We start from the raw sequence: 25,555 nt of genomic DNA on the forward strand, positions 1-25,555 counted from the left end.
GGGTATCGGCAGCGTGAGCAACATTCCCGAGACCGGGCGGACCCCCCGCGTCCAGATCCGGCTCATCGTCATCCAGGTCCTGGTCTTCTCCCTCCTGGCGACGCTCGGCGGGCGCCTCTGGTACCTGCAGATCCGCAACGGCGACGAGTACACGAACGAGGCGAAGAGCAACCACGTCCAGCAGGTCGTCCAGCCCGCCGTCCGCGGCGCCATCCTGGACGCCCGGGGCGTCCCGCTCGCCGACAACGAGACCCGCCTCGTCGTCTCCGCGTCCCGTACCGAGCTGATGAAGATGAAGGACGACGGCGAAGGCGTCCTGACCCGGCTCGCGGCCGTCCTCGGCATGAAGCCGAAGGAGGTCATGGACAAGGTCCGGCTCTGCGACTCCAAAACCCCGCAGCCCTGCTGGAACGGCTCCCCGTACCAGCCGATCCCGGTCACCGACGAGGCCACCACCCAGCAGGCCCTGCAGATCCGCGAGCGTGCCGAGGACTTCCCCGGCATCACCGCCGAGCCCACCGCCGTACGCCGATACCCGGCGCCCGGCAAGGCGAACACCGCGCAGGTCCTCGGCTACCTCTCGCCCGTCACCGACGAGGAGATCGAGAAGGCCAAGGACACCGACTCGCCGTACCTCCGGTCCGACCAGGTCGGCCGCTCGGGACTTGAGCGCACGTACGACAAGGAGCTGCGGGGCAAGGCCGGCGTCACCCGTTACGAGGTCGACAACCTCGGTCGCGTCATCGGGCAGGCCAAGCCGGACAAGGCGGAGCCCGGCGCGAACGTCGTCACCTCCATCGACGCCCGCGTCCAGGCGGTCGCCGAGTGGGAGCTCAACAACGCGATGAAGGAAGCCCGCAAGGTCTTCGACGACAACACCAACGAGAACTACAAGGCGGACTCGGGCGCCGTCGTCGTCATGGAGTCGAAGACCGGCCGCGTGGTGTCGATGGCATCGCTGCCCCACTACGACCCCAACGCCTGGGTCGGCGGCATCTCCGCCAAGGACTACGCAAGGCTCACCGGCAAGAAGTCCAACTTCCCCCTGCTGAACCGGGCCATTCAGGGGCAGGCCGCCCCCGGCTCGATCTTCAAGGTCGTCCCCACCACCGCCGCGGTCAACGCCGGATACGACTTCAAGGGCCGTTACCCGTGCCCCAGCTCGTACTCGATCGGCAACCAGGTCTTCAAGAACTTCGAGTCCCAGGGCCACGGCAGCATCACCCTCGGCCAGGCCCTCGAAGTCTCCTGCGACACCGTCTACTACGCCCTCTCCCACCAGCAGTGGTTGAAGGACGGCGGCATCAAGCCGAAGAAGAACCCGGCGGACTGGTTCTACAAGACCGCCCACCAGTTCGGCCTCGGCGCCGAGACCGGCATCGACCTGCCCAACGAGGTCACCGGCCGGATCCCGGACCGCCGCTGGAAGCAGAAGTTCTGGGAGGCGAACAAGGACTACTGGTGCAAGACCGGCAAGAAGGGCGGCAGCTACATCCAGCAGCTCTCCTACGAGAACTGCCTCGAAGGCAATCTCATGCGCGCCGGTGACTCGGTCAACTACTCGATCGGCCAGGGCGACACGCTCGTCACCCCGATCCAGATGGCCACCATCTACGCGGCGATCTCCAACGGCGGCACGCTCTACGACCCGACCGTCGGCAAGGCGGTCGTCAGCCCGGACGGCAAGAGCGTCCGCGAGATCAAGCCGAAGTCCCACGGCAAGCTGCCGATGACCCCCCAGACGCGCAAGTTGATGAACGAAGCCCTCGCGGGAGTCGCGACCCGCGGTACGGCCGCCTGGCGGTTCGGCGGCTGGCCGCAGGACAAGATCCCGATGCACGCCAAGACCGGAACGGCGGAGGTCCACGGCAAGCAGACGACCTCCTGGTTCGCCACGTACACCAAGGACTACTCGATCGTCATGACGATCTCCCAGGGTGGTACGGGCTCCGGCGCGTCCGGCCCCGCCGTGCGCAACATCTACAACGCGCTCTACGGCCTGGACATGGAAGGCAACCAGGACCTCAAGAAGGCCCTGCTGCCCGAGCCGCAGAAGACGCTGCCGAAGATCCAGCCCGACGGCTCGATCGACGCGCCGAAGATCACGCCGTACGTTCCGGTCAAGCCGGAGCCGGAGGGCGAGAAGGCGCTCGCGGGCCCGCCCGCGGCGACGGGACGGAGGGACTGAGACATGGCAGGAACCCATGGCTTCTCCGTCGCGCGGTACGCCCCCGAGCGCGGCGCGCTGTCGAAGCTCTTCGCCCGCGATTCGATGGTGCGCCGGCTGGACTGGCCGATGCTGGGCGCGGCGATCGCACTGTCGTTCATCGGCTCGCTCCTGGTGTGGTCCGCGACCCGCAACCGCACCGAGCTCAACCACGGCGATCCGTACTACTTCCTCTTCCGCCACGTCCTCAACACGGGCATCGGCTTGACTCTGATGGTCGGCACGATCTGGCTCGGGCACCGCACGCTGCGCGGCGCCGTACCGGTGCTGTACGGCATCTCCGTGGTGCTGGTGCTGCTGGTGCTCACACCACTCGGCGCGACCATCAACGGCGCGCACGCGTGGATCGTGGTCGGCGGCGGATTCTCGCTGCAGCCCTCGGAGTTCGTGAAGATCACGATCATTCTGGGCATGGCGATGATGCTGGCCGACCAGGTCGACGCGGGTGATCAGGTCCACCCCGACCATCGCACCGTCGCCAAGTCCCTCGGTCTGGCGGCCGTCCCCATGGCGATCGTCATGCTGATGCCGGACCTCGGCTCGGTCATGGTGATGGTGGTGATCGTGCTGGGTGTGCTGCTCGCCTCCGGTGCCTCCAACCGCTGGGTCCTCGGCCTGATCGGGGCGGGTGTCGGTGGCGCGGTGCTGGTCACCACGCTCGGACTGCTCGACGAGTACCAGATCAACCGCTTCGCCGCGTTCGCCAACCCGGAGCTCGACCCGGCCGGCGTCGGCTACAACACCAACCAGGCGCGGATCGCGATCGGCTCCGGCGGCCTGCTCGGCACCGGCCTCTTCAAGGGATCCCAGACCACCGGCCAGTTCGTGCCGGAACAGCAGACCGACTTCGTCTTCACCGTCGCCGGTGAGGAGCTGGGCTTCGTCGGAGCGGGCCTGATCCTCTTCCTGCTCGGTGTGGTCCTGTGGCGGGCCTGCCGGATCGCCCGCGAGACGACCGAGCTGTACGGCACGATCGTCGCCGCCGGGATCATCGCCTGGTTCGCGTTCCAGTCCTTCGAGAACATCGGCATGACCCTCGGCATCATGCCGGTGGCCGGGCTTCCACTGCCGTTCGTGTCGTACGGCGGCTCGTCCATGTTCGCGGTGTGGGTGGCGGTCGGGCTGCTCCAATCGATCAAGGTGCAGCGGCCGATGTCGGCCTAGGGCCTGATCCACCGGACATGCCCTAGGTGTTCTGTCCGGTGCAACACGCCCCGGACCGACAACGTCTCGGTTCATGCTGACGCGGAGGCGCCATGGCGACTAGATTTTGTTCATGGCGGACACGAAGCGAGAAGTCGAGCGCAAGTACGAAGCCAGTGCCGGGACCGAGCTGCCGGACCTGACCGGTGTGGCCGGTGTGACGGCCGTCGTCGACCAGGGCGTCACGGAGCTCGACGCCGTCTACTACGACACCCCGGAGCTGCGCCTCGCCGCAGACGGGATCACGCTGCGACGGCGTACGGGCGGCGGTGACGAGGGCTGGCACCTGAAGTTCCCCGTCTCCGTCGGCATCCGCGACGAGATCCGCGAACCCCTCGCCGACACGCTGCCCGGCACGCTTGCGGGCCTGGTCCGCTCGCGCACGCGCGACTCCGAGCTCGCTCCCGTCGTCCGGCTGCGCTCCTCCAGGGACGTCCGCCACCTGCTCGACGACCAGGGCGAACTCCTCGCCGAGTTGTCCGTCGACTCCGTGCGTGCGGAACGCCGCACCGAGGGCGGCGGCGCGACGTCCTGGACCGAGATCGAGGTCGAACTGGCCGACGACGCCGACCCCGCGCTGCTGGACGCGGTCGGGAAGCGGCTTCGCAAGGCGGGCGTCCTGCCGTCGTCGGCCACGTCGAAGCTGGCGCGGGCGCTGGAGGAAACGGCGCCCGGCTCCGCCGAAGCCGAAGCCGAAGCCGAAGCTGCCGCCGCGCCGCGCGACGCCGACACCGAAGCGCGGCCGGACAAGGAGGCCAAGGCCCCGAAGGCCGCCAAGGCCGCAGAGACCGTCAGGGACCGCGGGGCGCGGCTCGGCCCCAAGGACGCCGGGGAGTTCGTCCTCGCCTATCTGCGGGAGCAGCGGGACGCGATCGTGGCGCTCGACCCGGCCGTGCGGCGCGACCTGCCCGACGCGGTCCACCAGATGCGCGTCGCCACCCGCCGCATGCGCAGCGCCTTCAAGACGTACCGGAAGATCGTCGACCGCGGTGTCACCGACCCGCTCGGCGACGAGCTCAAATGGCTGGCCGGTGAGCTGGGGGCCGCACGGGACCAGGAAGTGCTCGCCGAGCGGCTGCATGGGCGGATCGACGGCCTGCCGGGGACGCTGGTGCTCGGACCGGTCCGGGCGAGGCTGCGGATCTGGGGGACCGCGAACCGCGAGGAGGCGCTACACCGTTCCGTCGCCGTGCTCGACACCGAGCGATACCTCGCGCTCCTGGACGCCCTCGACGCGCTGCTCGACGAGCCGCCGCTCCTCAAGGCCGCCACCGCGAAGCCCGGCGTCGCCCTGCCCAAGGCCGTGATCAAGGACTATCTGCGCCTCGCGGGGCGCGTCGGACACGCGCTCGGCCTCCCGGCCGGCCACGAGCGCGATCTCGCCATGCACGACGCCCGCAAGGCCGCCAAGCGCGCCCGGTACGCCGCGGAGGCTGCGACCCCCGCCCTCGGCAGGCCCGCCCGGAAGTTCGCCAAGCGCATGAAGGCCGTCCAGACCGTCCTCGGCGATCACCAGGACAGCGTCGTCGCCCGCGACACCCTCCGGGACCTCGCGATCCAGGCCCACGCGGCCGGTGAATCGGCGTTCACCTGGGGACTTCTCTTCGGCCAGGAACAGGCGTCGGCCGCCGACCGGGAGCGCGAGCTCCCCGGCGTGTGGGACAAGGCGTCCCGGCCCGGGTTGCGCGCGGCGCTGGCGCACTGACCTTCCGCGGCAGGCAGACGTGCCGGGAGCCACTGCCGATCGGGTTACGCTTGAGAGTCCCTCTGCCAGCCCACGAAGGTTCCAGATGTCTGCCGAGTCGGTCTTCCCACAGCTCGAAGCTCTGCTCCCGCATGTGCAGAAGCCCATCCAGTATGTGGGCGGTGAGCTGAACTCCACCGTCAAGCCGTGGGACGAGTGCGACGTCCGCTGGGCGCTCATGTACCCGGACGCGTACGAGGTCGGTCTGCCCAACCAGGGCGTCATGATCCTCTATGAGGTACTGAACGAGCGCGAGGGTGTGCTCGCCGAGCGCACGTACAGCGTCTGGCCGGACCTCGAAGCGCTGATGCGCGAGCACGGCGTGCCGCAGTTCACCGTGGACAGCCACCGCCCCGTGAAGGCGTTCGACGTCCTCGGCCTGAGCTTCTCCACCGAGCTCGGCTACACCAACATGCTGACTGCCCTCGATCTCGCGGGCATCCCGCTGGAGGCCAAGGACCGCACCGTCGACGACCCGATCGTGCTCGCGGGCGGCCACGCGGCCTTCAACCCCGAGCCGATCGCGGACTTCATCGACTGCGCGGTGATCGGCGACGGCGAGCAGGCCGTCCTGGAGATCACCGAGATCATCCGGGCCTGGAAGGCCGAGGACCGCCCCGGGGGCCGCGAGGAGCTGCTGTTCCGCCTCGCGAAGACCGGCGGGGTCTACGTCCCGGGCTTCTACGACGTCGAGTACCTGCCGGACGGCCGCATCGGCCGTGTCGTGCCGAACAAGTCGGGCGTGCCGTGGCGGGTGTCCAAGCACACCGTCATGGACCTCGACGAGTGGCCGTACCCGAAGCAGCCCCTGGTCCCGCTCGCCGAGACCGTCCACGAGCGGATGTCCGTCGAGATCTTCCGCGGCTGCACCCGCGGCTGCCGTTTCTGCCAGGCCGGCATGATCACGCGCCCCGTGCGGGAGCGAAGCATCACCGGCATCGGCGACATGGTCGAGAAGGGTCTCAAGGCGACCGGCTTCGAGGAGGTCGGCCTGCTGTCGCTGTCCTCCGCGGACCACAGCGAGATCGGCGACATCGCCAAGGGCCTCGCCGACCGGTACGAGGAGGACAAGATCGGTCTGTCCCTCCCGTCCACCCGTGTCGACGCGTTCAACGTCGACCTGGCCAACGAGCTGACCCGCAACGGCCGCCGGTCCGGTCTCACCTTCGCCCCCGAGGGCGGCTCCGAGCGCATGCGCAAGGTCATCAACAAGATGGTCTCGGAGGAGGACCTGATCCGTACCGTCGCCACGGCGTACGGCAACGGCTGGCGTCAGGTGAAGCTGTACTTCATGTGCGGTCTGCCGACGGAGACCGACGACGACGTGCTGCAGATCGCCGACATGGCGACCAAGGTGATCCAGAAGGGCCGCGAGGTCTCCGGCTCGAACGACATCCGCTGCACGGTCTCGATCGGCGGCTTCGTGCCCAAGCCGCACACCCCGTTCCAGTGGGCCCCGCAGCTCTCCGCCGAGGAGACCGACGCCCGCCTGGAGAAGCTCCGCGACAAGATCCGCGGCGACAAGAAGTACGGACGCTCCATCGGCTTCCGCTACCACGACGGCAAGCCCGGCATCGTCGAGGGCCTGCTCTCGCGCGGTGACCGCCGCATCGGCGCCGTCATCCGCGCCGTCTACGACGACGGCGGCCGCTTCGACGGCTGGCGTGAGCACTTCTCGTACGACCGCTGGATGGAGTGCGCGCAGAAGGCGCTGCCCGAGTTCGGTGTCGACGTCGACTGGTACACGACGCGTGAGCGTACGTACGAGGAGGTCCTGCCCTGGGACCACCTGGACTCCGGTCTCGACAAGGACTGGCTCTGGGAGGACTGGCAGGACTCGCTCGACGAGACCGAGGTCGAGGACTGCCGCTGGACGCCGTGCTTCGACTGCGGTGTCTGCCCGCAGATGGACACGCACATCCAGATCGGCCCGACGGGGAAGAAGCTGCTTCCGCTGACGGTCGTCAAGTAACGCTCCTGCGACGGCCCGGCCCGGAGGGAACCCTCGGGCCGGGCCGTCGCGTCTTCCCGATCATGGACTTGGACAAGCGGCAGCAGCGTCCCCAGCAGCCGGAAGGCTGTCTGACGGTGGCCATCAGGATCCCGGTACGGATCGTGGTTCTGCTGGTCGTCGTGCCCGTACGCATGGTGTGGGACGCACTCGTCGTCTGCGCGAAGGCGCTCGACCGCGTGCTGCTGCGCCCGCTCGGCCGCGCGCTGGAGTGGCTGTACGAGACGGTGCTCGCGCCGGTCGGCCGGGCGGGCGCCTGGATCGCCACGGCGGTCGCCACCGGAGCGTGGTGGCTGTTCAAGGCCGTCTTCTACTGGCCCTGGGTGGCGCTGTGGCGGTACGTGATCGTGCCGGTCGCCACCTACGGCATCGCGGCTCCGCTGGCCTGGCTGTACCGCGCCGTCCTGACCCCGGTCGGTCAGGGACTGGCCCGGATCCTGGCCTGGCTGTACGCCCGGCTGCTCACACCGCTGGGCCGCGGCATCGGATGGCTGGTGTGGGCGGTCTTCGTCTGGCCGTGGACCGCGCTGTACCGATGGCTGCTGACCCCGTTGGGACATGGCCTGACCTGGCTGTACGCGCATGTGCTCACCCCGGTCGCCGGTGGCCTGTGGACCGCCGTCGTATGGCTGACCGGCATCCTGGTCGTCGCGCCCGCCGTCTTCGTGTACCGCTGGATCCTCACCCCGATCGGCCGCGCCTTCGCGGCCATCGGCCGTGCTCTCGCGGTCGTCGGCCGCGAGATCGCCGACGCGTTCGCGGCCGCCTGGCGCGTCGCCGGGTACGTGTCACGGGCCGTCGGGCGCGCCCTCAAGTGGCTGGGCCGGCATCTGCTGGGGCGCCCGGTGGCCTGGTTCTACCGGAACGTCTGCACACCTCTCGGGCACTTCGTCCGCGATCAGCTCTGGGCGCCCGCCAAGCGGGCCGCGGCCGAGGCCGGACGAGCCGTGCGAGGTGCGCTCGCCTCCGCCCGCGAGACCGTGCGGCAGGCCCGCCGGGACTCCCCCTGGCTTCGCCGGGGGGACCCCCAGCGGGCACTGGTCGGCGGCCCGCGCGAGCCCGAGGCTGTGGAACCGGCACGGGCCCGGGCGCGTAACCTGGGAGGTACACAACACATACCGACTGTCCCCGGTGTGGCGCCCGGACCCGAGATCTCCCTGCACAAGCGGGGGTGAGCCGGGCGGGCATCCAGGGGTCAGCGCAGGCCAGGAAGGGCGGCGCGCCACCGCGCCCGCCCCGCACCGAGGAGAAGAACCACTGGGCAAGCGACAGCCCGAAGGCCCGCCGCCCGCACCCGCGGTGCAGCGCATCCGACTGCGCTACACCAAGCGCGGCCGCCTCCGGTTCACCAGCCACCGCGACTTCCAGCGCGCTTTCGAGCGTGCCCTGCGGCGCGCCGAGGTGCCGATGGCGTACTCGGCGGGCTTCACCCCGCACCCGAAGGTGTCGTACGCGAACGCCGCGCCCACCGGCACCGGCTCCGAGGCCGAGTACCTGGAGATCGCGCTCACCGAGGCCCGGGACCCGCAGAGCCTGCGGGCGCTGCTCGACGAGTCGCTCCCGGCCGGGCTCGACATCACGGACGCGGTCGAGGCGCGTACGTCGGGTCTGGCGGACCGGCTGACCGCGTCCGTCTGGGAGCTGCGGCTCGACGGAGTCGCGGTCGAGGACGCGGAGAAGGCCGTCGAGGCCTTCCTCGGCGCCGAGACCGTGGAGGTCCAGCGCCGGACGAAGAACGGCATGCGGACCTTCGACGCGCGCGGTGCCGTGGCCGGTCTCCAGGCGGCTCGTCCACAGCCTGATAGGCCCGGGGAGGGGCCCTGTGCGATACTGCGGCTGGTTGTTCGGCACGTGACACCTGCCGTACGACCCGACGACGTCCTGTCCGGTCTCCAAGCTGTGGCCGACCTGGCGCCGCCGGTCCCCGCAGCGGTGACCAGGCTGGCGCAGGGGCTCTTCGACGAGGAGTCCGGCACGGTGACCGACCCGCTCGCGCCCGACCGCGAGGCAGTCACGGCCGCCCCACCCACGGCCGCCGGACTCGCCGCGACGGCGCCGGAAGGTGCCGGTTCCGCGTAGGGGCGGTCGTCGAAGCGCCGCCCTCGTACTCGGGAGCCACCTGGGTCGGGCAGCGCACAGACCAGGAGACTTTCGCCAGGCCGTGCGTACATCGCGTACGGAACCGGCGAGCCAGACATACAGCTCCCGTGAGGCGCCCGCGCCCCGGACGGAGGCCCCGCGGACATCACGCGGGACGCGCCACCGGACCGGATCGAGGCGCGGCGCCCGGGAGCGTGACGGGAGAACCGCCCGCATGCTCGAGCCGAAGGACCCCGGTACGGCCGGGGACAACCAAGAGAACAACACACCGAGCGACACACTGCCGCCGCGCCGCCGTCGGCGTGCGGCGTCCCGCCCCGCGGGTCCGCCGGCCACGGTGGAGACGGTCACGGACGTGACCGCGTCGGTCGCTGCCGGTATACCGGCCACAGAGGTGCCCGCTGCCGCCGAGGTGGCCGCGGAGCCTGCCGCCGTTGAGGAGCCCGCGCCGCGTACGCGCCGCCGGGCGACCCGTAAGGCGACGGCGCCCGCCGGTTCGCCTGCGCCTGTCGAGGCGCCCGCCGAGCCGGTTGCCGCCGAGGCTGCCGTGCCGGCCGCTGTCGTGGCTGACACATCCGTTGAGGAGCCCGCGCCGCGTACCCGCCGCCGGGGGACCCGTAAGGCGACCGCGCCCGCCGGTGCGCCCGCGACTGCTGAGGCCGCTGCTGCGGTGGCCGAGACGTCCGCCGTCGCGCCCGCCGCCGAGGTGGCCGCGGAGCCTGCCGCCGCTGAGGAGCCCGCGCCGCGTACGCGCCGCCGGGCGACCCGTAAGGCGACGGCGCCCGCCGGTTCGCCTGCGCCTGTCGAGGCGCCCGCCGAGCCGGTTGCCGCCGAGGCTGCCGTGCCGGCCGCTGTCGTGGCTGACACATCCGTTGAGGAGCCCGCGCCGCGTACCCGCCGCCGGGCGACCCGTAAGGCGACCGCGCCCGCCGGTGCGCCGGCCGAGGCCGAGGCCGTGGCCGCTGCCGAGCCGGTGGCCGCCGGCGCCGACGAAGACGTTGAGGAAGGTGCCGTGAGCGAGAGCGCTGCGGAGACCGGGGCCGGCGCCGAGGTGCCCGCGCGGCGTACGCGCCGGCGTGCGACGCGCCAGGTGGCCACGCCCGAGCCGGAAGAGACCGTGACCGCCGAGGTCGCCGCCCCGGAGGCCGAGGAGGCCGCCGAGGAGCAGGCTCCGCGCGGCCGTACCCGCCGCCGCGCGACCCGTAAGGCGACCGCGCCCGCCGGGGCTCCGCAGGAGGCCCAGGAGGACGAGACCGCGGCGGGCGAGGGCCTGCCCGCGGACACCGTGGCGCGGATCGCGGCCGGCGAGGCAGAGGTCGAGGCCGCCGAGCGTGCCGCGACTCGCGGCCGCACCCGGCGCCGGGCCGCGGTGCCCGAGTTCACCGCCGAGCCGGAGCAGGCCGAGAAGCCCTCCCGGGCCCGTCGTGCCGTCCGGCCCGCCGTGGCCGTGTTCCAGCCGCCGGTCTTCACCGAGCCGATGTTCCAGACGCCGGAGACCGCCGCTGCCGCGGCCGCCGCCGAGGCCGCCGAGGTGGCCGAGGAGGAGGCCGTCGAGACCGCCCCGGTCGCCGAGGCCCCCTCGCGCCGTCGCCGTCGCCGCCGTGGCGAGCCCGCCGAGGCCGTGGAGGCCGTCGAGCCCGCCGAGGCGGAGGAGCCGGAGGCCGAGGCAGTCGTCGAGGGCGAGGAGGCCGAGGAGGCCGAGGAGTACGAGGACCGTCCCTCGCGCCGGCGCCGCCGCGGTGGCCGCCGTCGCCGCCGTGGCGAGGCCGTCGAGGCCGAGGAGTCCGCGGAGGAGCGCGAGGCCGAGGCCGCCGAAGAGGCGGAGCGGGCCGAGGAGGAGTCCGAGGAGGAGGGCTACGAGGAGGCCGAGGCCGGCACGCCGTCCGCGCCGGGTACCAGCAGCAGCCGTCGTCGCCGTCGTCGCCGCCGCCGTACCGGTGAGGCCGCCGAGACCGAGCCGGGCGCGGACGAGCCGGAGCGTACGGTCGTCAAGATCCGTGAGCCGCGTCCCGCGCGGGAGAAGGCAGCCGAGCCGTCCGACGAGGTGCAGTCCATCAAGGGATCGACCCGTCTGGAGGCGAAGAAGCAGCGCCGCCGCGAGGGCCGCGAGCAGGGCCGCCGCCGCGTGCCGATCATCACCGAGGCGGAGTTCCTCGCGCGCCGCGAGGCCGTCGAGCGCGTGATGGTCGTCCGGCAGAACGGCGACCGCACCCAGATCGGCGTCCTCGAGGACAACGTGCTCGTCGAGCACTACGTCAACAAGGAGCAGTCGACCTCGTACGTCGGCAACGTCTACCTGGGCAAGGTGCAGAACGTACTGCCGTCCATGGAGGCCGCGTTCGTCGACATCGGCAAGGGCCGCAACGCCGTCCTGTACGCCGGTGAGGTCAACTTCGAGGCGCTGGGCATGGCCAACGGCCCGCGTCGTATCGAGAGCGCGCTGAAGTCCGGCCAGTCCGTCCTCGTCCAGGTGACGAAGGACCCGATCGGCCACAAGGGCGCCCGCCTGACCAGCCAGGTCTCGCTGCCCGGCCGCTATCTGGTGTACGTGCCCGAGGGCTCGATGACCGGTATCAGCCGCAAGCTGCCCGACACCGAGCGCGCCCGTCTGAAGACCATCCTCAAGAAGATCGTCCCCGAGGACGCGGGCGTCATCGTCCGTACCGCCGCGGAGGGCGCCAGCGAGGACGAGCTGCGCCGCGACGTCGAGCGACTGCAGGCGCAGTGGGAGGAGATCCAGAAGAAGGCCAAGAGCGGCGGCAGCTCGAACGCGCCTTCGCTTCTGTACGGCGAGCCGGACATGACCGTCCGCGTCGTGCGCGACATCTTCAACGAGGACTTCTCGAAGGTCATCGTCAGCGGCGACGAGGCGTGGGAGACCGTCCACGGCTACGTCTCGCACGTGGCGCCCGACCTGGCGGAGCGGCTGAACCGCTGGACCTCCGAGGTCGACGTCTTCGCGACGTACCGGATCGACGAGCAGCTGATGAAGGCGCTGGACCGCAAGGTCTGGCTGCCGTCCGGCGGCTCGCTGGTGATCGACAAGACCGAGGCGATGGTCGTGGTCGACGTCAACACCGGCAAGTTCACCGGCCAGGGCGGCAACCTCGAGGAGACCGTCACCAGGAACAACCTGGAGGCGGCCGAGGAGATCGTGCGCCAGCTGCGGCTGCGCGACCTGGGCGGCATCGTCGTCATCGACTTCATCGACATGGTGCTGGAGTCCAACCGGGACCTGGTGCTGCGGCGACTGCTCGAGTGCCTGGGCCGGGACCGTACGAAGCACCAGGTCGCCGAGGTCACCTCGCTCGGCCTGGTCCAGATGACCCGTAAGCGGGTCGGCCAGGGTCTGCTGGAGTCGTTCTCGGAGACCTGCGTGCACTGCAACGGCCGTGGCGTGATCGTGCACATGGAGCAGCCGGCCACCGTCGGTGGCGGTGGCGGCGGCAAGCGCGGCAAGAAGCGCGGCCGCGGTGGCGCCGAGCACGTCCACGAGCACGAGGTGGCGGTCGAGGCCCCCGTCGAGGAGGCGGAGACCGAGGCCGAGGTCGCGGCGGAGGCCGCGGCGCCGGCCGCGCTGCCCGAGACGCCTGCGGCGGAGCCGCTGATGGACACGATCGCGCCGGACGAGGAGCTGTACAGCAGCGTCGCCGAGGCCGAGGCCGCTGTCGGCCGCCGTGGCCGCCGTCGGGCGACCCGCAAGGCGACCACTCCGGCGGGTGCGCCGAAGCAGGCCGAGCCGGTGCAGGAGGCCGCCCCGGCCCCCGCCGCCGAGCCGGTGCCTGCCGCCGAGCCCGGCCTGCCGGCCGAGGCTCAGCCGGTCGCGGAGGAGGCGGCCCCCGCGGGTCGTACCCGCCGCCGGGCCACCCGTAAGGCGACGGCTCCGGCCGGTTCGCCGAAGGGGACCGAAGCCCCTGTCGAGATCGTGGCCGAGGCGCCCGCGGTGGTCGAGACCGAGGCCCCTGTGGCCGAGGCCCCGGCCCCCGTGGAGGAGGCGGAGACCGAGGCCGTGGCCGCGGCACCGCCGCGTGCGCGCCGTCGGGTGACCCGCAAGGTCACCGCCCCCGCGGGCTCGCCGTCCGGCGCCGAGGAGGCCGCGGTCGTCGTGGTCGCCGCTTCGCCCCAGGCGGAGCCCGAGGTGCAGCCCGAGGGGGAGCTGGTGGAGGCCGTGGTCGACGCCGAGGAGGCCGCTCCGGCCAAGAAGGCGGCCCGTAAGACCGCCAAGAAGGCCACGGCGAAGAAGGCCGCCACCAAGAAGACGGTGGCCAAGAAGACCGCGGCGAAGAAGACGACCGCCAAGAAGGCCACCAAGGCGGCCGCCAAGAAGACCGCCGCTGCGGAGCAGCAGACGCTGCCCTCCGTGACGGCGTCCGCCACCGTGTCCGTCGAGAGCTGAACAAGCGATGACCGACGGCTGAACATTCGTGTCCCGTCCCTCACGACCGGGGGACGGGGCGCGGTGTTTGTAGCGCAATTGATGCCTGGCCCCGTTAACGGCCCAGAAATTGACTAGGAAATTCCTGATAATGTGACGGCGGTCGCTGCCGTGCCGGGGCCCCGCCCGGAGACTACGGTCGGTGACCGGCCCGGTTGAAGGGACAGACCGGTCCCAGCATTCCTCGGTAGGGCGTCGGCAATAGCGCCGGAGGGGTTCGCGCGGCCCACAGACGCCCCGCAAACCCCGGACCTCTGCCACAAAGAGCTCTTGCGGTGTTCAAGGAGGACGTCCATGCCGAGCAGCAACGAGCAGCCCATCCCCGCTGCCCGCCCGGTCATCGGTGAAGAAGAGATCGAAGCAGCCGTACGCGTACTGCGCAGCGGCCGGGTCGTACAGGGCCCCGAGGTGGCCGCGTTCGAGGAGGGCTTCTCGGAGCTCGTGGAGGGCCGCCACTGCGTGGCCGTCAACTCCGGTACCTCCGCGCTGCACCTCCTTCTGATGGCTTTGAACATCGGCCCGGGTGACGAGGTGATCGTCCCGTCGTTCTCCTTCGCCGCCTCGGCCAACGCGGTCCGCCTGGTCGGCGCCGACGTCGTCTTCGCCGACATCGAGGCGGACACGTACTGCCTCGACCCGGCCGCCGTCGAGGCCGCCATCACCCCGCGCACCGCCGCGATCATGCCGGTGCACCTGTACGGCCACCCCGCCGCGATGGACAAGATCATGGCCATCGCGGACAAGCACAAGCTCGCCGTCGTCGAGGACGCCTGCCAGGCGCACGCGGCCGCGCTGAACGGCACCCCGGTCGGCGCCTTCGGCTCCGGCGGCACGTTCAGCTTCTACCCGACGAAGAACATGCACAGCCTTGAGGGCGGCATGATCTCCACGGGCGACGCCGAGGTCGCCCGCACCCTGCGCCTGCTGCGCAACCAGGGCATGGAGCAGCGGTACGCCAACGAGATCGTCGGCGCCAACATGCGCATGACGGACGTCGCCGCCGCCGTCGGCCGCGTCCAGCTCTCGAAGCTGGGCGGCTGGACCGAGCAGCGCATCGCCAACGCCGCGTACCTCACGGAGAACATCACCGCGGCGAACGTGGTGACGCCGGTGGTCGCCGAGGGCGCCCGGCACATCTACCACCAGTACACGGTCCGTATCCAGGGTGACCGCGACGCCGCCATGGCGAAGCTCACCGAGGCCGGCGTCGGCAACGCCGTCTACTACCCGACCCCCATCCACCGGCTGAAGCCGTACTGGGAGCCGGACCAGAAGGCCGGCCGGAACTGGGACCTGCCCGAGACCGAGCGGGCGGCCGCCGAGGTCGTCTCGCTCCCCGTCCACCCCTCGCTCACCGAGGGCGACCTTGAGCGCATCGTCACCGCTGTGAACGCGCTGGGAGAGAACCTGTGACTGCTGCTGGACTGCGGGCCGGGCTGATCGGCCTCGGCTCCATGGGGCGCCACCACGCCCGTGTACTGGCCGGGCTGGACGGCGTCGAGCTGGTCGGCGTCGTCGACCCGATGGGCGACAAGAACGGCTGGGCGCAGGGCGCCCCCGTGCTGTCCACCGTCGAAGAGCTGATCGCGCTCGGCGTCGACTACGCCGTGGTGGCCTGCCCCACCGCGCTGCACGAGGAAGTCGGCCTCAAGCTCGCCGAGGCCGGGATCGGCGCTCTCATCGAGAAGCCGGTCGCGGACACCGTCGAGGGCGCCCGCCGCCTCGTCGAGGCCTTCGAGTCGCGCGGCCTGGTGGCCGGTGTCGGCCACATCGAGCGCTGCAACCCGGCGCTGCGCAGCCTGCGCTCCCGGCTGGAGGCCGGCGAGCTCGGTGACGTCTTCCAGGTCGTCACCCGCCGCCAGGGCCCCTTCCCGCACCGCATCGCCGATGTCGGCGTGGTCAAGGACCTCGCCACCCACGACATCGACCTGACGGCCTGGGTCACCGGCCAGCAGTACACGTCGATCGCGGCGCACACCGTCTCCAAGTCGGGCCGCCCGCACGAGGACATGGTCTCCGCCGTCGGCAAGCTCTCCGACGGCACGATGGTCAGCCACCTCGTCAACTGGCTGAGCCCGCTCAAGGAGCGCTTCACCTCGGTCACCGGCGAGCGCGGCTGCTTCATCGCCGACACCCTCACCGCCGACCTGACGTTCTACTCGAACGCGGCCGTGACGACCGAGTGGGAGGCCCTCCAGGCCTTCCGCGGCGTCTCCGAGGGCGACATGATCCGCTACGCCATCCCGAAGCGCGAGCCGCTCCTCGTCGAGCACGAGCTCTTCCGGGACGCGGTCCTCGGCAAGTCGCAGGACATCTGCACGCTCCGCCAGGGTCTGCGCACCGTCGAGGTCGCCGCGGCCGTCATCGACTCCGCCAACAGCGGTCTCACCGTGCAGCTGACCCCGGAGGACGTGGCCAGTTGACCACCCCCGATGTCACCGTCGTCGTAGCCGTCTACAACACGATGCCGTACCTCACCGAGTGCCTGAACTCGCTGGTGGGACAGAGCATCGGCGTGGACCGGCTGGAGGTCGTGGCCGTCGACGACGGCTCGACCGACGACAGCGGCCGGGAACTCGACCGCTTCGCCGAGCGGTACCCCGGCACCGTGAAGGTGATCCACCAGGCCAACTCCGGTGGTCCGGCTGCCCCGAGCAACCGGGCCCTGGAGGTGGCCACCGGCCGTTACGTGTACTTCATCGGCTCCGACGACTACCTCGGCACCGACGCGCTGAAGCGCATGGTGGCCTGTGCCGACAAGCACGGCTCCGATGTCGTCGTCGGCAAGATGGTCGGCACGAACGGCCGCTACGTCCATCAGGCGCTCTACAAGAAGAGCGACCCGGACATCAGCCTGTACGCCTCGGCGCTGCCGTTCACGCTGGCCAACACCAAGCTGTTCCGGCGCGAACTGGTCGAGCAGCACAAGCTGCGCTTCCCCGAGGACCTGCCGGTCGGCAGCGACCAGCCGTTCACGATCGAGGCGTGCGTACGGGCGAAGAAGATCTCGGTCCTCGCGGACTACACGTACTACTACGCGGTGAAGCGCGGCGACGCGAGCAACATCACGTACCGTGCCAACCATCTGGCTCGGCTGCACTGCACCGCCGAGATCATGAAGTTCACGGCCGGTCTCATCGAGGCGGGCCCGCAGCGTGACGCGGTGTTCAAGCGCCACTTCACCTGGGAGCTCGCCAAGCTGGTCCAGGACGACTTCCCGGCCCTCGACCGGGAGACGCAGATCCAGGTCTGCGCCGGGATCGCGGCACTCGCCGACGAGTACTTCACCGAGCCGCTGCGCGACTCGATGGACGTCAAACGGCGGGTACGGATCGCGCTCGCCCAGCGCGGCGCCGTCACCGAGCTCGTCCGCGCCATCAGCGAAGAGGCTGCCGACGGAGCGCCCCCGATGCTGCTGGAGGACGGCCGCGCGTTCCTGCGCTACCCCGGCTTCCGTGACTCGGCGCTGGGGCTGCCGGACCGGCTCTTCGAGGTCATCGGCGAGGCCGTGCCCAAGCAGCTCGCCGACGGCACGGGACTGATCTCCGCCCAGTGGGAGCAGCTGGGCCAGGATCTGACGCTGGCCCTCGCGGTCCGCGTCCCGGTCGCCGGAGAGACGGACTCCGCCGTCATCCGGCTCGCCAACAAGGCCATGCCGAAGAGCGCCGACAAGCCGGGTGCCCGCCGGCTGCCCGTCGGCACCGAACTGCCCGCCCTGGCAGGGGAGCTGAGCCGCACCGCGACCGCCGACGGCAGGGGGACGGTGCTCACCGCCCGGATCCTCGTCAAGCCCGCGAGGGCCAAGCTCGGCGTCCGCGCCTATGTGGACGTGGCAGGCTCGACGTACGAGGTCCCGGTGAAGACCCTGGGCCGACCGCTTCCCCTGGCCCGGCGCTGGCGCGAGAAGGTCCCGTACCGTATCTCCGCCAACGCGAACGCCAAGGGGCGGCTGGTGATCACCACGGCTCCGCTCTGGGAGTCCCCGTCGTCCGGCGAGGGCAGCCGGCTGCGCCACTTGATGTCCCGTGTGAAGAGGAAACTGACCCGATGAATATCTGTGTAGTCGCGCTCGGCAAGATCGGGCTTCCGCTCGCCGTGCAGTTCGCCGCCAAGGGCCACAAGGTCATCGGCGCCGACGTCAACGAGAAGGTCGTCGAGCTGGTCAACGCCGGCACCGAGCCCTTCCCCGGTGAGCACGACCTGGACGTCAAGCTGAAGCAGGCCGTCGACGCCGGGCTGCTGTCCGCCACCACCGACACCGCTGCGGCCGTCGCCCGGTCCGAGGCCGTCGTGGTCGTCGTCCCGCTGTTCGTGGACGCCGAGGGCACCCCGGACTTCGGCTGGATGGACAACGCCACCCAGGCCATCGCCAAGGGCCTCAAGCCCGGCACCCTCGTCTCGTACGAGACGACCCTGCCGGTCGGCACCACCCGCACCCGCTGGGCGCCGATGCTGGAGCAGGGCTCCGGTCTGACCGCCGGCGAGGACTTCCACCTGGTGTTCTCGCCGGAGCGCGTCCTCACCGGCCGGGTCTTCGCCGACCTGCGCCGCTACCCGAAGCTCGTCGGCGGCATCGACGAGGCCTCGACCCAGCACGGCGTGGAGTTCTACGAGCAGGTCCTCGACTTCGACGAGCGCGCCGACCTGCCGCAGCCGAACGGCGTGTGGGACCTGGGCACCGCCGAGGCCTCCGAGCTCGCCAAGCTCGCCGAGACCACGTACCGCGACGTCAACATCGGCCTGGCGAACCAGTTCGCGCGCTTCGCCGACAAGAACGACATCGACGTCAAGAAGGTCATCGAGGCCTGCAACTCGCAGCCGTACAGCCACATCCACCAGCCCGGCATCGCCGTCGGCGGCCACTGCATCCCGATCTACCCGCGGATGTACCTGTGGAACGACCCGGAGGCGACCGTCGTGCGCTCGGCCCGTGAGGCCAACGCCGCCATGCCGGAGTACGCCGTGGACCTGCTGGCCGCCGCCTACGGCGACCTGAAGGACGTGAACGTGCTGGTGCTGGGCGCCGCCTACCGCGGTGGCGTCAAGGAGACCGCGTTCTCCGGTGTCTTCCCGACCGTCGAGGCGCTGAAGGCGCGCGGCGCGGTGCCGTTCGTCTCGGACCCGATGTACACGGACGAGGAGCTCTCCGCGCACGGCCTCACCCCGCACCAGGGCCAGAAGGTCACCGCGGCGATCCTCCAGGCCGACCACGCCGAGTACCGCGAGCTGGCCGCCTCCGACCTGCCGGACGTCACCGTCCTGGTCGACGGCCGCCGCACGACGGACCCGGCCCGCTGGGAGGGCGTCCGCCGCGTCGTCATCGGCGGCTGAGGACGGCCTGTCCCGTACGTAACGAACTGAGGCCCTGCCCCGCGCACCTGTGGGGCAGGGCCCGCTCGCAGGAGGGTTCCCCATGACCTGGTTGATCACCGGCGGCGCCGGATTCATCGGCTCGCACGTGGTGAAGGCCATGACCGACGGCGGTGAGCGCGTCGTCGTCCTCGACGACCTCAGCACGGGACGCCCCGAGCGGCTCCCCGCGGGTGTCCCGCTGGAGGTCGGCACCGTCCTCGACCGTGACACCGTGGACCGCGTCCTGCGCGAGCACGCCGTCACCGGGATCGTGCACATCGCGGGCAAGAAGCAGGTGGCCGAGTCCGTCGAGAAGCCTCTCTACTACTACCGGGAGAACGTGGAGGGCCTGCGGGTCCTCCTCGACGCGGCCGTCGCCGCAGGCGTGAGCCGGTTCCTGTTCTCCTCCTCCGCCGCCGTGTACGGCATGCCCGACGTCGACCTCGTCACCGAGAAGACGCCGTGCGCGCCCATCAACCCGTACGGCGAGACCAAGCTCGCCGGCGAATGGCTCGTCACGGCGGTCGGCGCGGTGCACCCGATGGCGACCGCCTCGCTGCGCTACTTCAACGTGGCGGGCGCGGCCACCCCCGAGCTCGGGGACGACGGCGTCTTCAACCTGGTGCCGATGGTCTTCGAGCGGCTCACCGCCGACGACGCGCCCCGGGTCTTCGGCGACGACTATCCGACGCCCGACGGCACCTGCATCCGCGACTACATCCATGTCGAGGACATCGCCTCCGCCCATGTCGCGGCGGCCCGCCGGCTTGCCGCCGACCCCGACGCCCGGCTCATCCTCAACATCGGCCGCGGCGAAGGAGTCTCGGTCGCGGAGATGGTTGGGATCATCCAGGACGTCACCGGTCACACCGACGTCAAGCCGCAGGTCACCGAGCGCCGGCCCGGCGACCCGGCGCGGGTCGTGGCCTCCGCCGACCGCATCCGCGAGGAGCTGGGCTGGAACGCGCGCCACGACGTGCGGGAGATGGTCGAGTCGGCGTGGGCGGGCTGGCAGCTGCGCCATCCGTAGGTCATCCGGCCATCCGCACAGCTCAGTTGGTACGACGAAGGGCCCCCGGGACGCATCCCGGGGGCCCTTCCTCGTACTCGTATCAGCGCTCTTCGAGGAACAGCTTCTCGAACTGCTTCCGCACGACGGGCCAGTCCCACGCCGAGAGTGCGTGCTCGGCCGCGAGCTTGCCCGCGTTGCGCCACGCCTCCTCGGTGGCCGTGGTCTCCAGAATGCGCTTCGCCGCCTCCTCGGGGGAGCCGACGACCCAGCCCTCCGGGTAGAGGGTACGGGCGCTGTTCGGCTTGCCCGCGTAGAACGGCCAGTCGCGGGCGACCGGGACGGCGGCGCTCGCCGCACCCTCCATCAGGCCCACGTGGCAACCCTCACGGACCGAGGAGCTGATGATGGTGCCGATCTCTTCGAGCTTCGACGGGACGTCGTCCGTCGGACCGAGCCGCAGCACCGCGCCGGACTCCTCCAGCGGGGCCAGCTCCCTCTCGAACTCGCGACGGTACTCGCGGGTCGCGCGGCTGGTCTTCGGGTCCATGTCGCCGCCGACCAGGATCAGCCGGTAGCGCTCGTCGTGCCTGCGCACCCGCTCCAGGACGTCCACGGCCCACTTGGGGTCCTTGGCGACCTGGCTGATGCCGATCAGACCCAGGTTGAAGCGGGCCTCGGCCGGCTTCGGGCGGGCGAAGCCCGACAGGTCCATCGCGTTGTCGAGGATGTGGAAGCGAGGTGCTTGCTCACCGCGCAGCTGCGGGACGAGCGAGGCGGCCAGGTCCTTGACGTGCGGGGCGACGAAGACCAGATCGTCGATCCGCGAGAAGTCCGTCATGTGCGGCCAGCGCGTGAACGCCTCGTAGCTGTGCAGCCGGACCACGATCCGGGTGTCACCCGGGTCGATGGTGGTGAGCATCGCGGCGGGACCCACCGACCAGTCGAGGAAGACCGTGTCGGCCCAGTCGAGGTGCGGCCGGATCAGCCGCTCCACCTCTTCCTGGTAGTCGCTCGTGCCGCCCGACAGCCGGTCCTCCAGCATCCGCCGGCCCGCCCACGCGATCCGCTTCAGCGGCTTCGTCGCGGCCAGGTCCAGGTAGCGGAGCTCGACATCGGGGTGGTTCCCGAAGTGCTCCAGGATGTGGTGGAGGAAGTTGTCGTTGGCGCTGGTGGTCACCAGCAGCCGCAGCGGACGGTCCTTGGGGGCCGGGGCGGCAGGGGTCCTGCGGCCCTGCGGACGGCTCAGCGCCTGCATCGCCTTCGAGCGGTACAGCGGGGCGACGAAGCCCTCCGCGTCCTTCGCCAGCGGCGAGGACAGCTGGTCGATGTGCAGCACCCGGTGGAAGTCCAGGAACAGCGCACGGTCCAGCGCGCCAGCCGCCGCGTCGATCTTCCCCGCGGCGAACTGCGCGTCCGCGTGGGCGAGCTGGGCCGCGACCGCCCTGTCGAGATGACGCGGGCTGATGCCCTTCGTGATCTCCTTCATGACGCCCTCGTCGAGCAGCTGCGCCTTGAGCCCGAGGTCCGGGATCTTCGACGCGGCATCCGCGAGCGCTATGGCGGCGCCGCTGGTACGGCCCGCCCACTGCATGCCCTCGGCGACGTAGCGGGACGTCACGGCGCGCACCTTGGTCGGCACACCGGGAGCGGTCACGGCGGAGCGCCACAGCCGGGCACCGACCGTGGAGCGCATCACGGGCCGCGCGGTCGCGGTCCGCAGCAGCGCGGCCGGCAGTCCGTCCACGGAGCGGCGCACATCGCGGGCGACGGCATCGAGCGGAGGCAGGACCGAGCGGCGCGGGACGCTGCCGCCCTGCGCCCGCAGGCCCTCGACGGCCTTCAGCGCGGGCGCGAGACCGAACATGGCCTCGGCGCTGCGGTTGTACTGGGCCAGTCGCCACACGGTGTACACGGCGCCCGGGTCGAGGGCGACCAGGACGTCCGCCTTACGGGCGCGGGCGCGCAGCCACGAGTCGCCCTTCGACTGCATCCACACCCGCATACCGAGCGGGGAGGTACGGGCCTTGCGGCGCAGCGCCTGGCTGCGGTGCGCCACGCTGCGCGGCAGCTGGTGCAGCCCGGCCAGCTCCAGCGCGGAGATCTCCTCGGCGTTGGACTCCAGGTGGAACGTGCCCGCCAGGTGCACCCGCGCACCCTGGGCGTTGAACTTGCGCACCGAGTCGGCGAGCACACCGAACTGCGGCTTGGCAGCGGCGATGAACAGGACTTCGGTCACGGGGTGGGTCCTCCGGCGACGATCGACTTCTCGGCGAGGGGCGCCACGTCCTCGATGGCCGGCGCCGCGGCGTCACCGGCCTTGAGCTCCTGGGCCCCGGGCGAGGTGCGCTCCGCCAGGAACCCCTCGACGAGGTTCTTCACGGCGACGGTCATCAGCGCCTCGCGGGTGAACTGGTCCGCGTGGGCCATGGCTTCGGCGTGCACCTCGTCGCTCGTCTCCACCGCCATGTGCGCGGCCTTGACGAACGACTCGGTCAGGCCCTCCTCGTCGATGCCGACGGCGCCCGTCCACAGTGGGTGGCCCTCCAGCACGTTCGACGCGTCGTGCTCGACGACGTGCGCCGAGACGATCGGGAGGCCGGTGGCCATGTACTCGTACACCTTGCCGGAGGTGACGTAGCGGCCGCCGATCAGGATCAGCACCATGGCGTCCCAGCCGGCGTAGATCTGGGCGACCTCGGCCTTGGCGGCGGGACCGCCGAAGTGGACGCCGTCGGCCTCGGCCTGCTTGAGGATCTCCGTGTGACGGTTCGCCTCACGGCCGGCGCCGTTGCCGATGTGGCCGCGCACCTCGAAGCGCGCGTTGGCCAGCAACGGCTCCTTCTCGCGGGCCGCCCGCCAGGCGTTCAGCACCGTCTCCAGGTGCTGGGGGGTGAAGTTGACCGTGCCGAGGTAGCCGAAGACCAGACCGGACTCGGGGTCCGGGTTGTGGGCGCGGCCCGGCGAGCTGTCCGCGTCGTAGCCGTTGCGCACGACGTGCACCCGGTCCGCGAAGTCCGGGTAGCGCTTGCGGTAGTGCTCGGCGATCGGGTCGTTCACGACCCAGAGCGAGACCGCCTGGTCGAGGATCTTCTGCTCCCAGCGGCCCTCTTCGGAGTCGCGTCCGAAGGCCTCGATGCCCTCGATCACGTCGATGGACCAGCCGTCGCGGAAGTCCACCGCGTACGGAACCTGCTTCTCCTCCCACAGCTTCCAGGCCGCGGCGAGGTTCACGTACGGGACGCAGCTGGCGAGCAGCAGGTCCGCCGGGTGGTCCTGGTGGATGCGCAGGACGGCCTGCTCCAGGGCCGTGCGCCACTCGCCGAAGTTGGGCTCGGGGAACGGCCTCATCTGGCGGCGGCGGAGCTTGGCGACCCAGCCGTTGGGGTTGAGCGCACGCGCCTCGTCGTAGAGGCGGATGTCCGTCTCCAGATCCTCACGTGCGAGCGGCAGCTCGACGATCTTGACCTTGGGGTCGACCTGCTCCAGCAGGGTCAGGTCGACGCCGGAGTCCCGTTCCCAGGACTCCTGGGCGACGGTGACGACGGTGACGTCCCAGCCCACGTTGATGAACTGGTTCGCGGTCTCGCGCATGCGGTACGCCGAACTCTTGGCGGCCGGCGGGAATCCGATGGCGAGGTAGATCACATGAGGCCGCTTGCCTTCCGCGGGCAGCCCGGACCTGGGAGACGCTGACATAACCGGTGACGCTAGCACGGTGACATGTACGGATTCGGGCCACCTGTCGCCGCGTCGCCCCTTGCAGGGGCGGGCGGTACCGGGCCCGGTGCTCCGTCACGCGTGCCGGCTGCCCCCCTTCCACTCTTCCATGATCCGGACAACGTTCTGAGCGGCCCGGCCGTCGCCGTACGGGGTGCCGGGGTCGGCGGTCGGCACGGCACGGGTGACCGTCGCGGCCCACTCCTCGGGGGAGAGGGTGTGCGGGTCGGGAACAAGGACGTTCCAGCCGGTGTCGACGGTTTCCACCCATTCGGTCTCGGGGCGGACCGTGGTGCAGATGCGCTCCAGCAGGAACGCCTCCTTCTGCAGACCGCCGGAGTCCGTGACCACGCCGGTGGAGGCCAGTACGGCGGCGACCAGACCCGCGTACGGCAGCGGGCGGCCGACGTGCACATTGCCCTGCGCCAGGTTGATGCCGTGCGCCTCGGCACGCGCGACCAGGCGGGGGTGGGCCAGCAGCGCCACCGGCACCGGCAGCTTGGCCATCGACTCGATGATCGCGGAGAGTCGCTCGGGGTCGTCCGTGTTGTCCGGGCGGTGCAGCGTCGCCAGCAGGAACGGCTGCGACGGGTCGATGCCCTCGGGCAGCGCCGGCGCGGCGTGCTCCCCGGCCCGCACGGCGTCCCGGATCCGCAGGCAGATGTCGACCATGACGTCACCGGCGAGCTCGGCGCGGTCGGCGAGGCCCTCGCTCGCGAGGTGGCGCATGGCCTCCTCGGTCGGGGCCAGCAGCAGATCGGCGCAGTGGTCGGTGAGGACGCGGTTGTGCTCCTCCGGCATCCGCCGGTTGAAGGAGCGCAGGCCCGCCTCCAGGTGCGCCACCGGCAGGTGCATCTTCACGGCCGAGAGCGCACCGGCGATGGTGGAGTTCGTGTCGCCGTACACGAGCACCCAGTCCGGCTTCTCGCGCTCCAGGACCGGGTCCAGGGCGGAGAGCACGGAGCCCGTCTGCACACCGTGGCTGCCGGAGCCGACACCGAGGTGCACGTCGGGGTCAGGGATGCCGAGGCCGTCGAAGAAGACGTCGGAGAGGTCTGCGTCGTAGTGCTGCCCGGTGTGCACGATGAAGTGCTCGTGCTCGGTCTCCGCGAACGCCGCCGCGATGGGGGCGAGCTTCACCAATTGAGGACGGGCTCCGACGATGCTGATGACTTTCACTGAGCACTCTTCTTCTTGGTCAGGGCGATGGCAGGCGTGTCACGGTCTCACACCGCTCGCAATGGTAGGCAATCCGCGCACTGACCAGGCCCGGGTCATGAGGCCGCACCGGGTGGGCGGCCGTATGCAGGCAATGGTCAGGACGCCCGTGCCAGCCACACGGCGACCGCATAACGATTTCGTGAACCGTCTGCGTACTTCGGCCGAAAACGGGTCACCCGGGACCCTCCGCGCAGGCGGACGGCCCCGGGTGCGAGGCAACCGGTGCTTCAGCGGCCGTCGGTGAGGACGTCCGACGCGGGCACCCAGTAGCCCGCCAGACCCCCGGCCGTGATCCGGCACATCGCCCTGCCGTTGACCAGCGACCGGCGGTCGAAGGGCGCGGTGGACGGTTTGGCGAATGTCACAGTCCGCGTGCTGCCGGCCCTTCTGCCCGTGCCGAGGCGGAAGCAGGTCACCGCGCGGTTCGCGGGGAGGGTCAGCGTTCGCTCGGGCCGGTAGACCGTGGGCAGGTACTCGCCGAGCAGGAAGGCTTCCGGGTACGCCTCGCCGGCCCACCAGCCCTCGTAGGCGCC

At 71.1% G+C, this 25,555-nt stretch carries 15 protein-coding genes and 1 pseudogene; 12 read left to right on the forward strand and 4 right to left on the reverse strand.

Features of this window, described 5'->3' with window-relative positions; translation table 11 throughout:
• The first annotated feature begins 13 nt into the window (after positions 1–13).
• The 12 genes from mrdA (at position 14) to galE (ending at position 20,102) form a co-directional block, all read left to right on the forward strand.
• Positions 14–2,188: a penicillin-binding protein 2 gene (gene mrdA / locus ACZ6ZQ_RS31585; RefSeq protein ID WP_469771937.1), complete on the forward strand. Its 2,175-nt coding sequence runs from the start codon at positions 14–16 to the stop codon at positions 2,186–2,188.
• A gap of 3 nt (positions 2,189–2,191) precedes the next feature.
• Positions 2,192–3,391: a rod shape-determining protein RodA gene (gene rodA, locus ACZ6ZQ_RS31590; RefSeq protein ID WP_469771938.1), complete on the forward strand. Its 1,200-nt coding sequence runs from the start codon at positions 2,192–2,194 to the stop codon at positions 3,389–3,391.
• 112 nt (positions 3,392–3,503) lie between these two features.
• Positions 3,504–5,135: a CYTH and CHAD domain-containing protein gene (locus ACZ6ZQ_RS31595; RefSeq protein ID WP_469771939.1), complete on the forward strand. Its 1,632-nt coding sequence runs from the start codon at positions 3,504–3,506 to the stop codon at positions 5,133–5,135.
• 85 nt (positions 5,136–5,220) lie between these two features.
• A complete protein-coding gene (locus ACZ6ZQ_RS31600) occupies positions 5,221–7,146 on the forward strand; it encodes a TIGR03960 family B12-binding radical SAM protein (protein WP_469771940.1) in 1,926 nt (641 codons plus the stop codon).
• 62 nt (positions 7,147–7,208) lie between these two features.
• Positions 7,209–8,360 carry a hypothetical protein gene (locus ACZ6ZQ_RS31605; protein WP_469771941.1) on the forward strand — a complete coding sequence of 384 codons (1,152 nt, stop codon included), beginning with the start codon at positions 7,209–7,211 and terminating at the stop codon, positions 8,358–8,360.
• Between the two features lie 124 nt (positions 8,361–8,484).
• Positions 8,485–9,264 (forward strand): TIGR03936 family radical SAM-associated protein, encoded by a 780-nt coding sequence (locus tag ACZ6ZQ_RS31610; protein ID WP_469771942.1) that lies wholly within the window; start codon positions 8,485–8,487, stop codon positions 9,262–9,264.
• A gap of 235 nt (positions 9,265–9,499) precedes the next feature.
• The gene (locus tag ACZ6ZQ_RS31615; RefSeq protein ID WP_469771943.1) at positions 9,500–13,681 is read left to right on the forward strand and encodes an Rne/Rng family ribonuclease; all 4,182 of its coding nucleotides are present in this window, start codon (positions 9,500–9,502) and stop codon (positions 13,679–13,681) included.
• A gap of 333 nt (positions 13,682–14,014) precedes the next feature.
• Positions 14,015–15,133, forward strand: coding sequence for a DegT/DnrJ/EryC1/StrS family aminotransferase (locus tag ACZ6ZQ_RS31620; RefSeq protein ID WP_469771944.1), 1,119 nt, complete (start codon positions 14,015–14,017; stop codon positions 15,131–15,133).
• Positions 15,130–16,143 (forward strand): Gfo/Idh/MocA family protein, encoded by a 1,014-nt coding sequence (locus tag ACZ6ZQ_RS31625; protein WP_469771945.1) that lies wholly within the window; start codon positions 15,130–15,132, stop codon positions 16,141–16,143. Before ACZ6ZQ_RS31620 ends, ACZ6ZQ_RS31625 begins: the two co-directional genes overlap by 4 nt.
• A complete protein-coding gene (locus ACZ6ZQ_RS31630; protein ID WP_469771946.1) occupies positions 16,140–17,771 on the forward strand; it encodes a glycosyltransferase family 2 protein in 1,632 nt (543 codons plus the stop codon). The genes ACZ6ZQ_RS31625 and ACZ6ZQ_RS31630 overlap by 4 nt, the downstream gene beginning before the upstream one ends.
• Positions 17,768–19,051 carry a nucleotide sugar dehydrogenase gene (locus tag ACZ6ZQ_RS31635; RefSeq protein WP_469771947.1) on the forward strand — a complete coding sequence of 428 codons (1,284 nt, stop codon included), beginning with the start codon at positions 17,768–17,770 and terminating at the stop codon, positions 19,049–19,051. Before ACZ6ZQ_RS31630 ends, ACZ6ZQ_RS31635 begins: the two co-directional genes overlap by 4 nt.
• Before the next feature lie 82 nt (positions 19,052–19,133).
• Positions 19,134–20,102: a UDP-glucose 4-epimerase GalE gene (gene galE, locus ACZ6ZQ_RS31640; RefSeq protein WP_469771948.1), complete on the forward strand. Its 969-nt coding sequence runs from the start codon at positions 19,134–19,136 to the stop codon at positions 20,100–20,102.
• Positions 20,103–20,184: 82 nt separating this feature from the next.
• Here galE and ACZ6ZQ_RS31645 read toward each other — a convergent pair whose 3' ends face one another.
• The 4 genes and pseudogenes from ACZ6ZQ_RS31645 to ACZ6ZQ_RS31660 all read right to left on the reverse strand — a co-directional run.
• A complete protein-coding gene (locus ACZ6ZQ_RS31645) occupies positions 20,185–22,320 on the reverse strand; it encodes a glycosyltransferase family protein (RefSeq protein WP_469771949.1) in 2,136 nt (711 codons plus the stop codon).
• Positions 22,317–23,729 (reverse strand): glycosyltransferase, encoded by a 1,413-nt coding sequence (locus tag ACZ6ZQ_RS31650; protein WP_469771953.1) that lies wholly within the window; start codon positions 23,727–23,729, stop codon positions 22,317–22,319. The genes ACZ6ZQ_RS31645 and ACZ6ZQ_RS31650 overlap by 4 nt, the downstream gene beginning before the upstream one ends.
• Positions 23,730–23,876: 147 nt before the next feature.
• A complete protein-coding gene (gene wecB / locus ACZ6ZQ_RS31655; RefSeq protein WP_453664463.1) occupies positions 23,877–24,980 on the reverse strand; it encodes a non-hydrolyzing UDP-N-acetylglucosamine 2-epimerase in 1,104 nt (367 codons plus the stop codon).
• 269 nt (positions 24,981–25,249) lie between these two features.
• Positions 25,250–25,555 (reverse strand): annotated as a pseudogene (locus tag ACZ6ZQ_RS31660) (D-glucuronyl C5-epimerase family protein); the annotation flags it as partial.

Source organism: Streptomyces sp. NPDC053673 (genome assembly GCF_055585225.1).

What these genes read in the sequence shown, in the direction of transcription:
- ACZ6ZQ_RS31615 (WP_469771943.1), top strand. Translation starts at nt 9,500, where the DNA reads ATGCTCGAGCCGAAGGACCCCGGTACGGCCGGGGACAACCAAGAGAAC.
- ACZ6ZQ_RS31620 (WP_469771944.1), top strand. Translation starts at nt 14,015, where the DNA reads ATGCCGAGCAGCAACGAGCAGCCCATCCCCGCTGCCCGCCCGGTCATC.
- rodA (WP_469771938.1), top strand. Translation starts at nt 2,192, where the DNA reads ATGGCAGGAACCCATGGCTTCTCCGTCGCGCGGTACGCCCCCGAGCGC.
- ACZ6ZQ_RS31595 (WP_469771939.1), top strand. Translation starts at nt 3,504, where the DNA reads ATGGCGGACACGAAGCGAGAAGTCGAGCGCAAGTACGAAGCCAGTGCC.
- ACZ6ZQ_RS31600 (WP_469771940.1), top strand. Translation starts at nt 5,221, where the DNA reads ATGTCTGCCGAGTCGGTCTTCCCACAGCTCGAAGCTCTGCTCCCGCAT.
- ACZ6ZQ_RS31605 (WP_469771941.1), top strand. Translation starts at nt 7,209, where the DNA reads ATGGACTTGGACAAGCGGCAGCAGCGTCCCCAGCAGCCGGAAGGCTGT.
- galE (WP_469771948.1), top strand. Translation starts at nt 19,134, where the DNA reads ATGACCTGGTTGATCACCGGCGGCGCCGGATTCATCGGCTCGCACGTG.
- ACZ6ZQ_RS31635 (WP_469771947.1), top strand. Translation starts at nt 17,768, where the DNA reads ATGAATATCTGTGTAGTCGCGCTCGGCAAGATCGGGCTTCCGCTCGCC.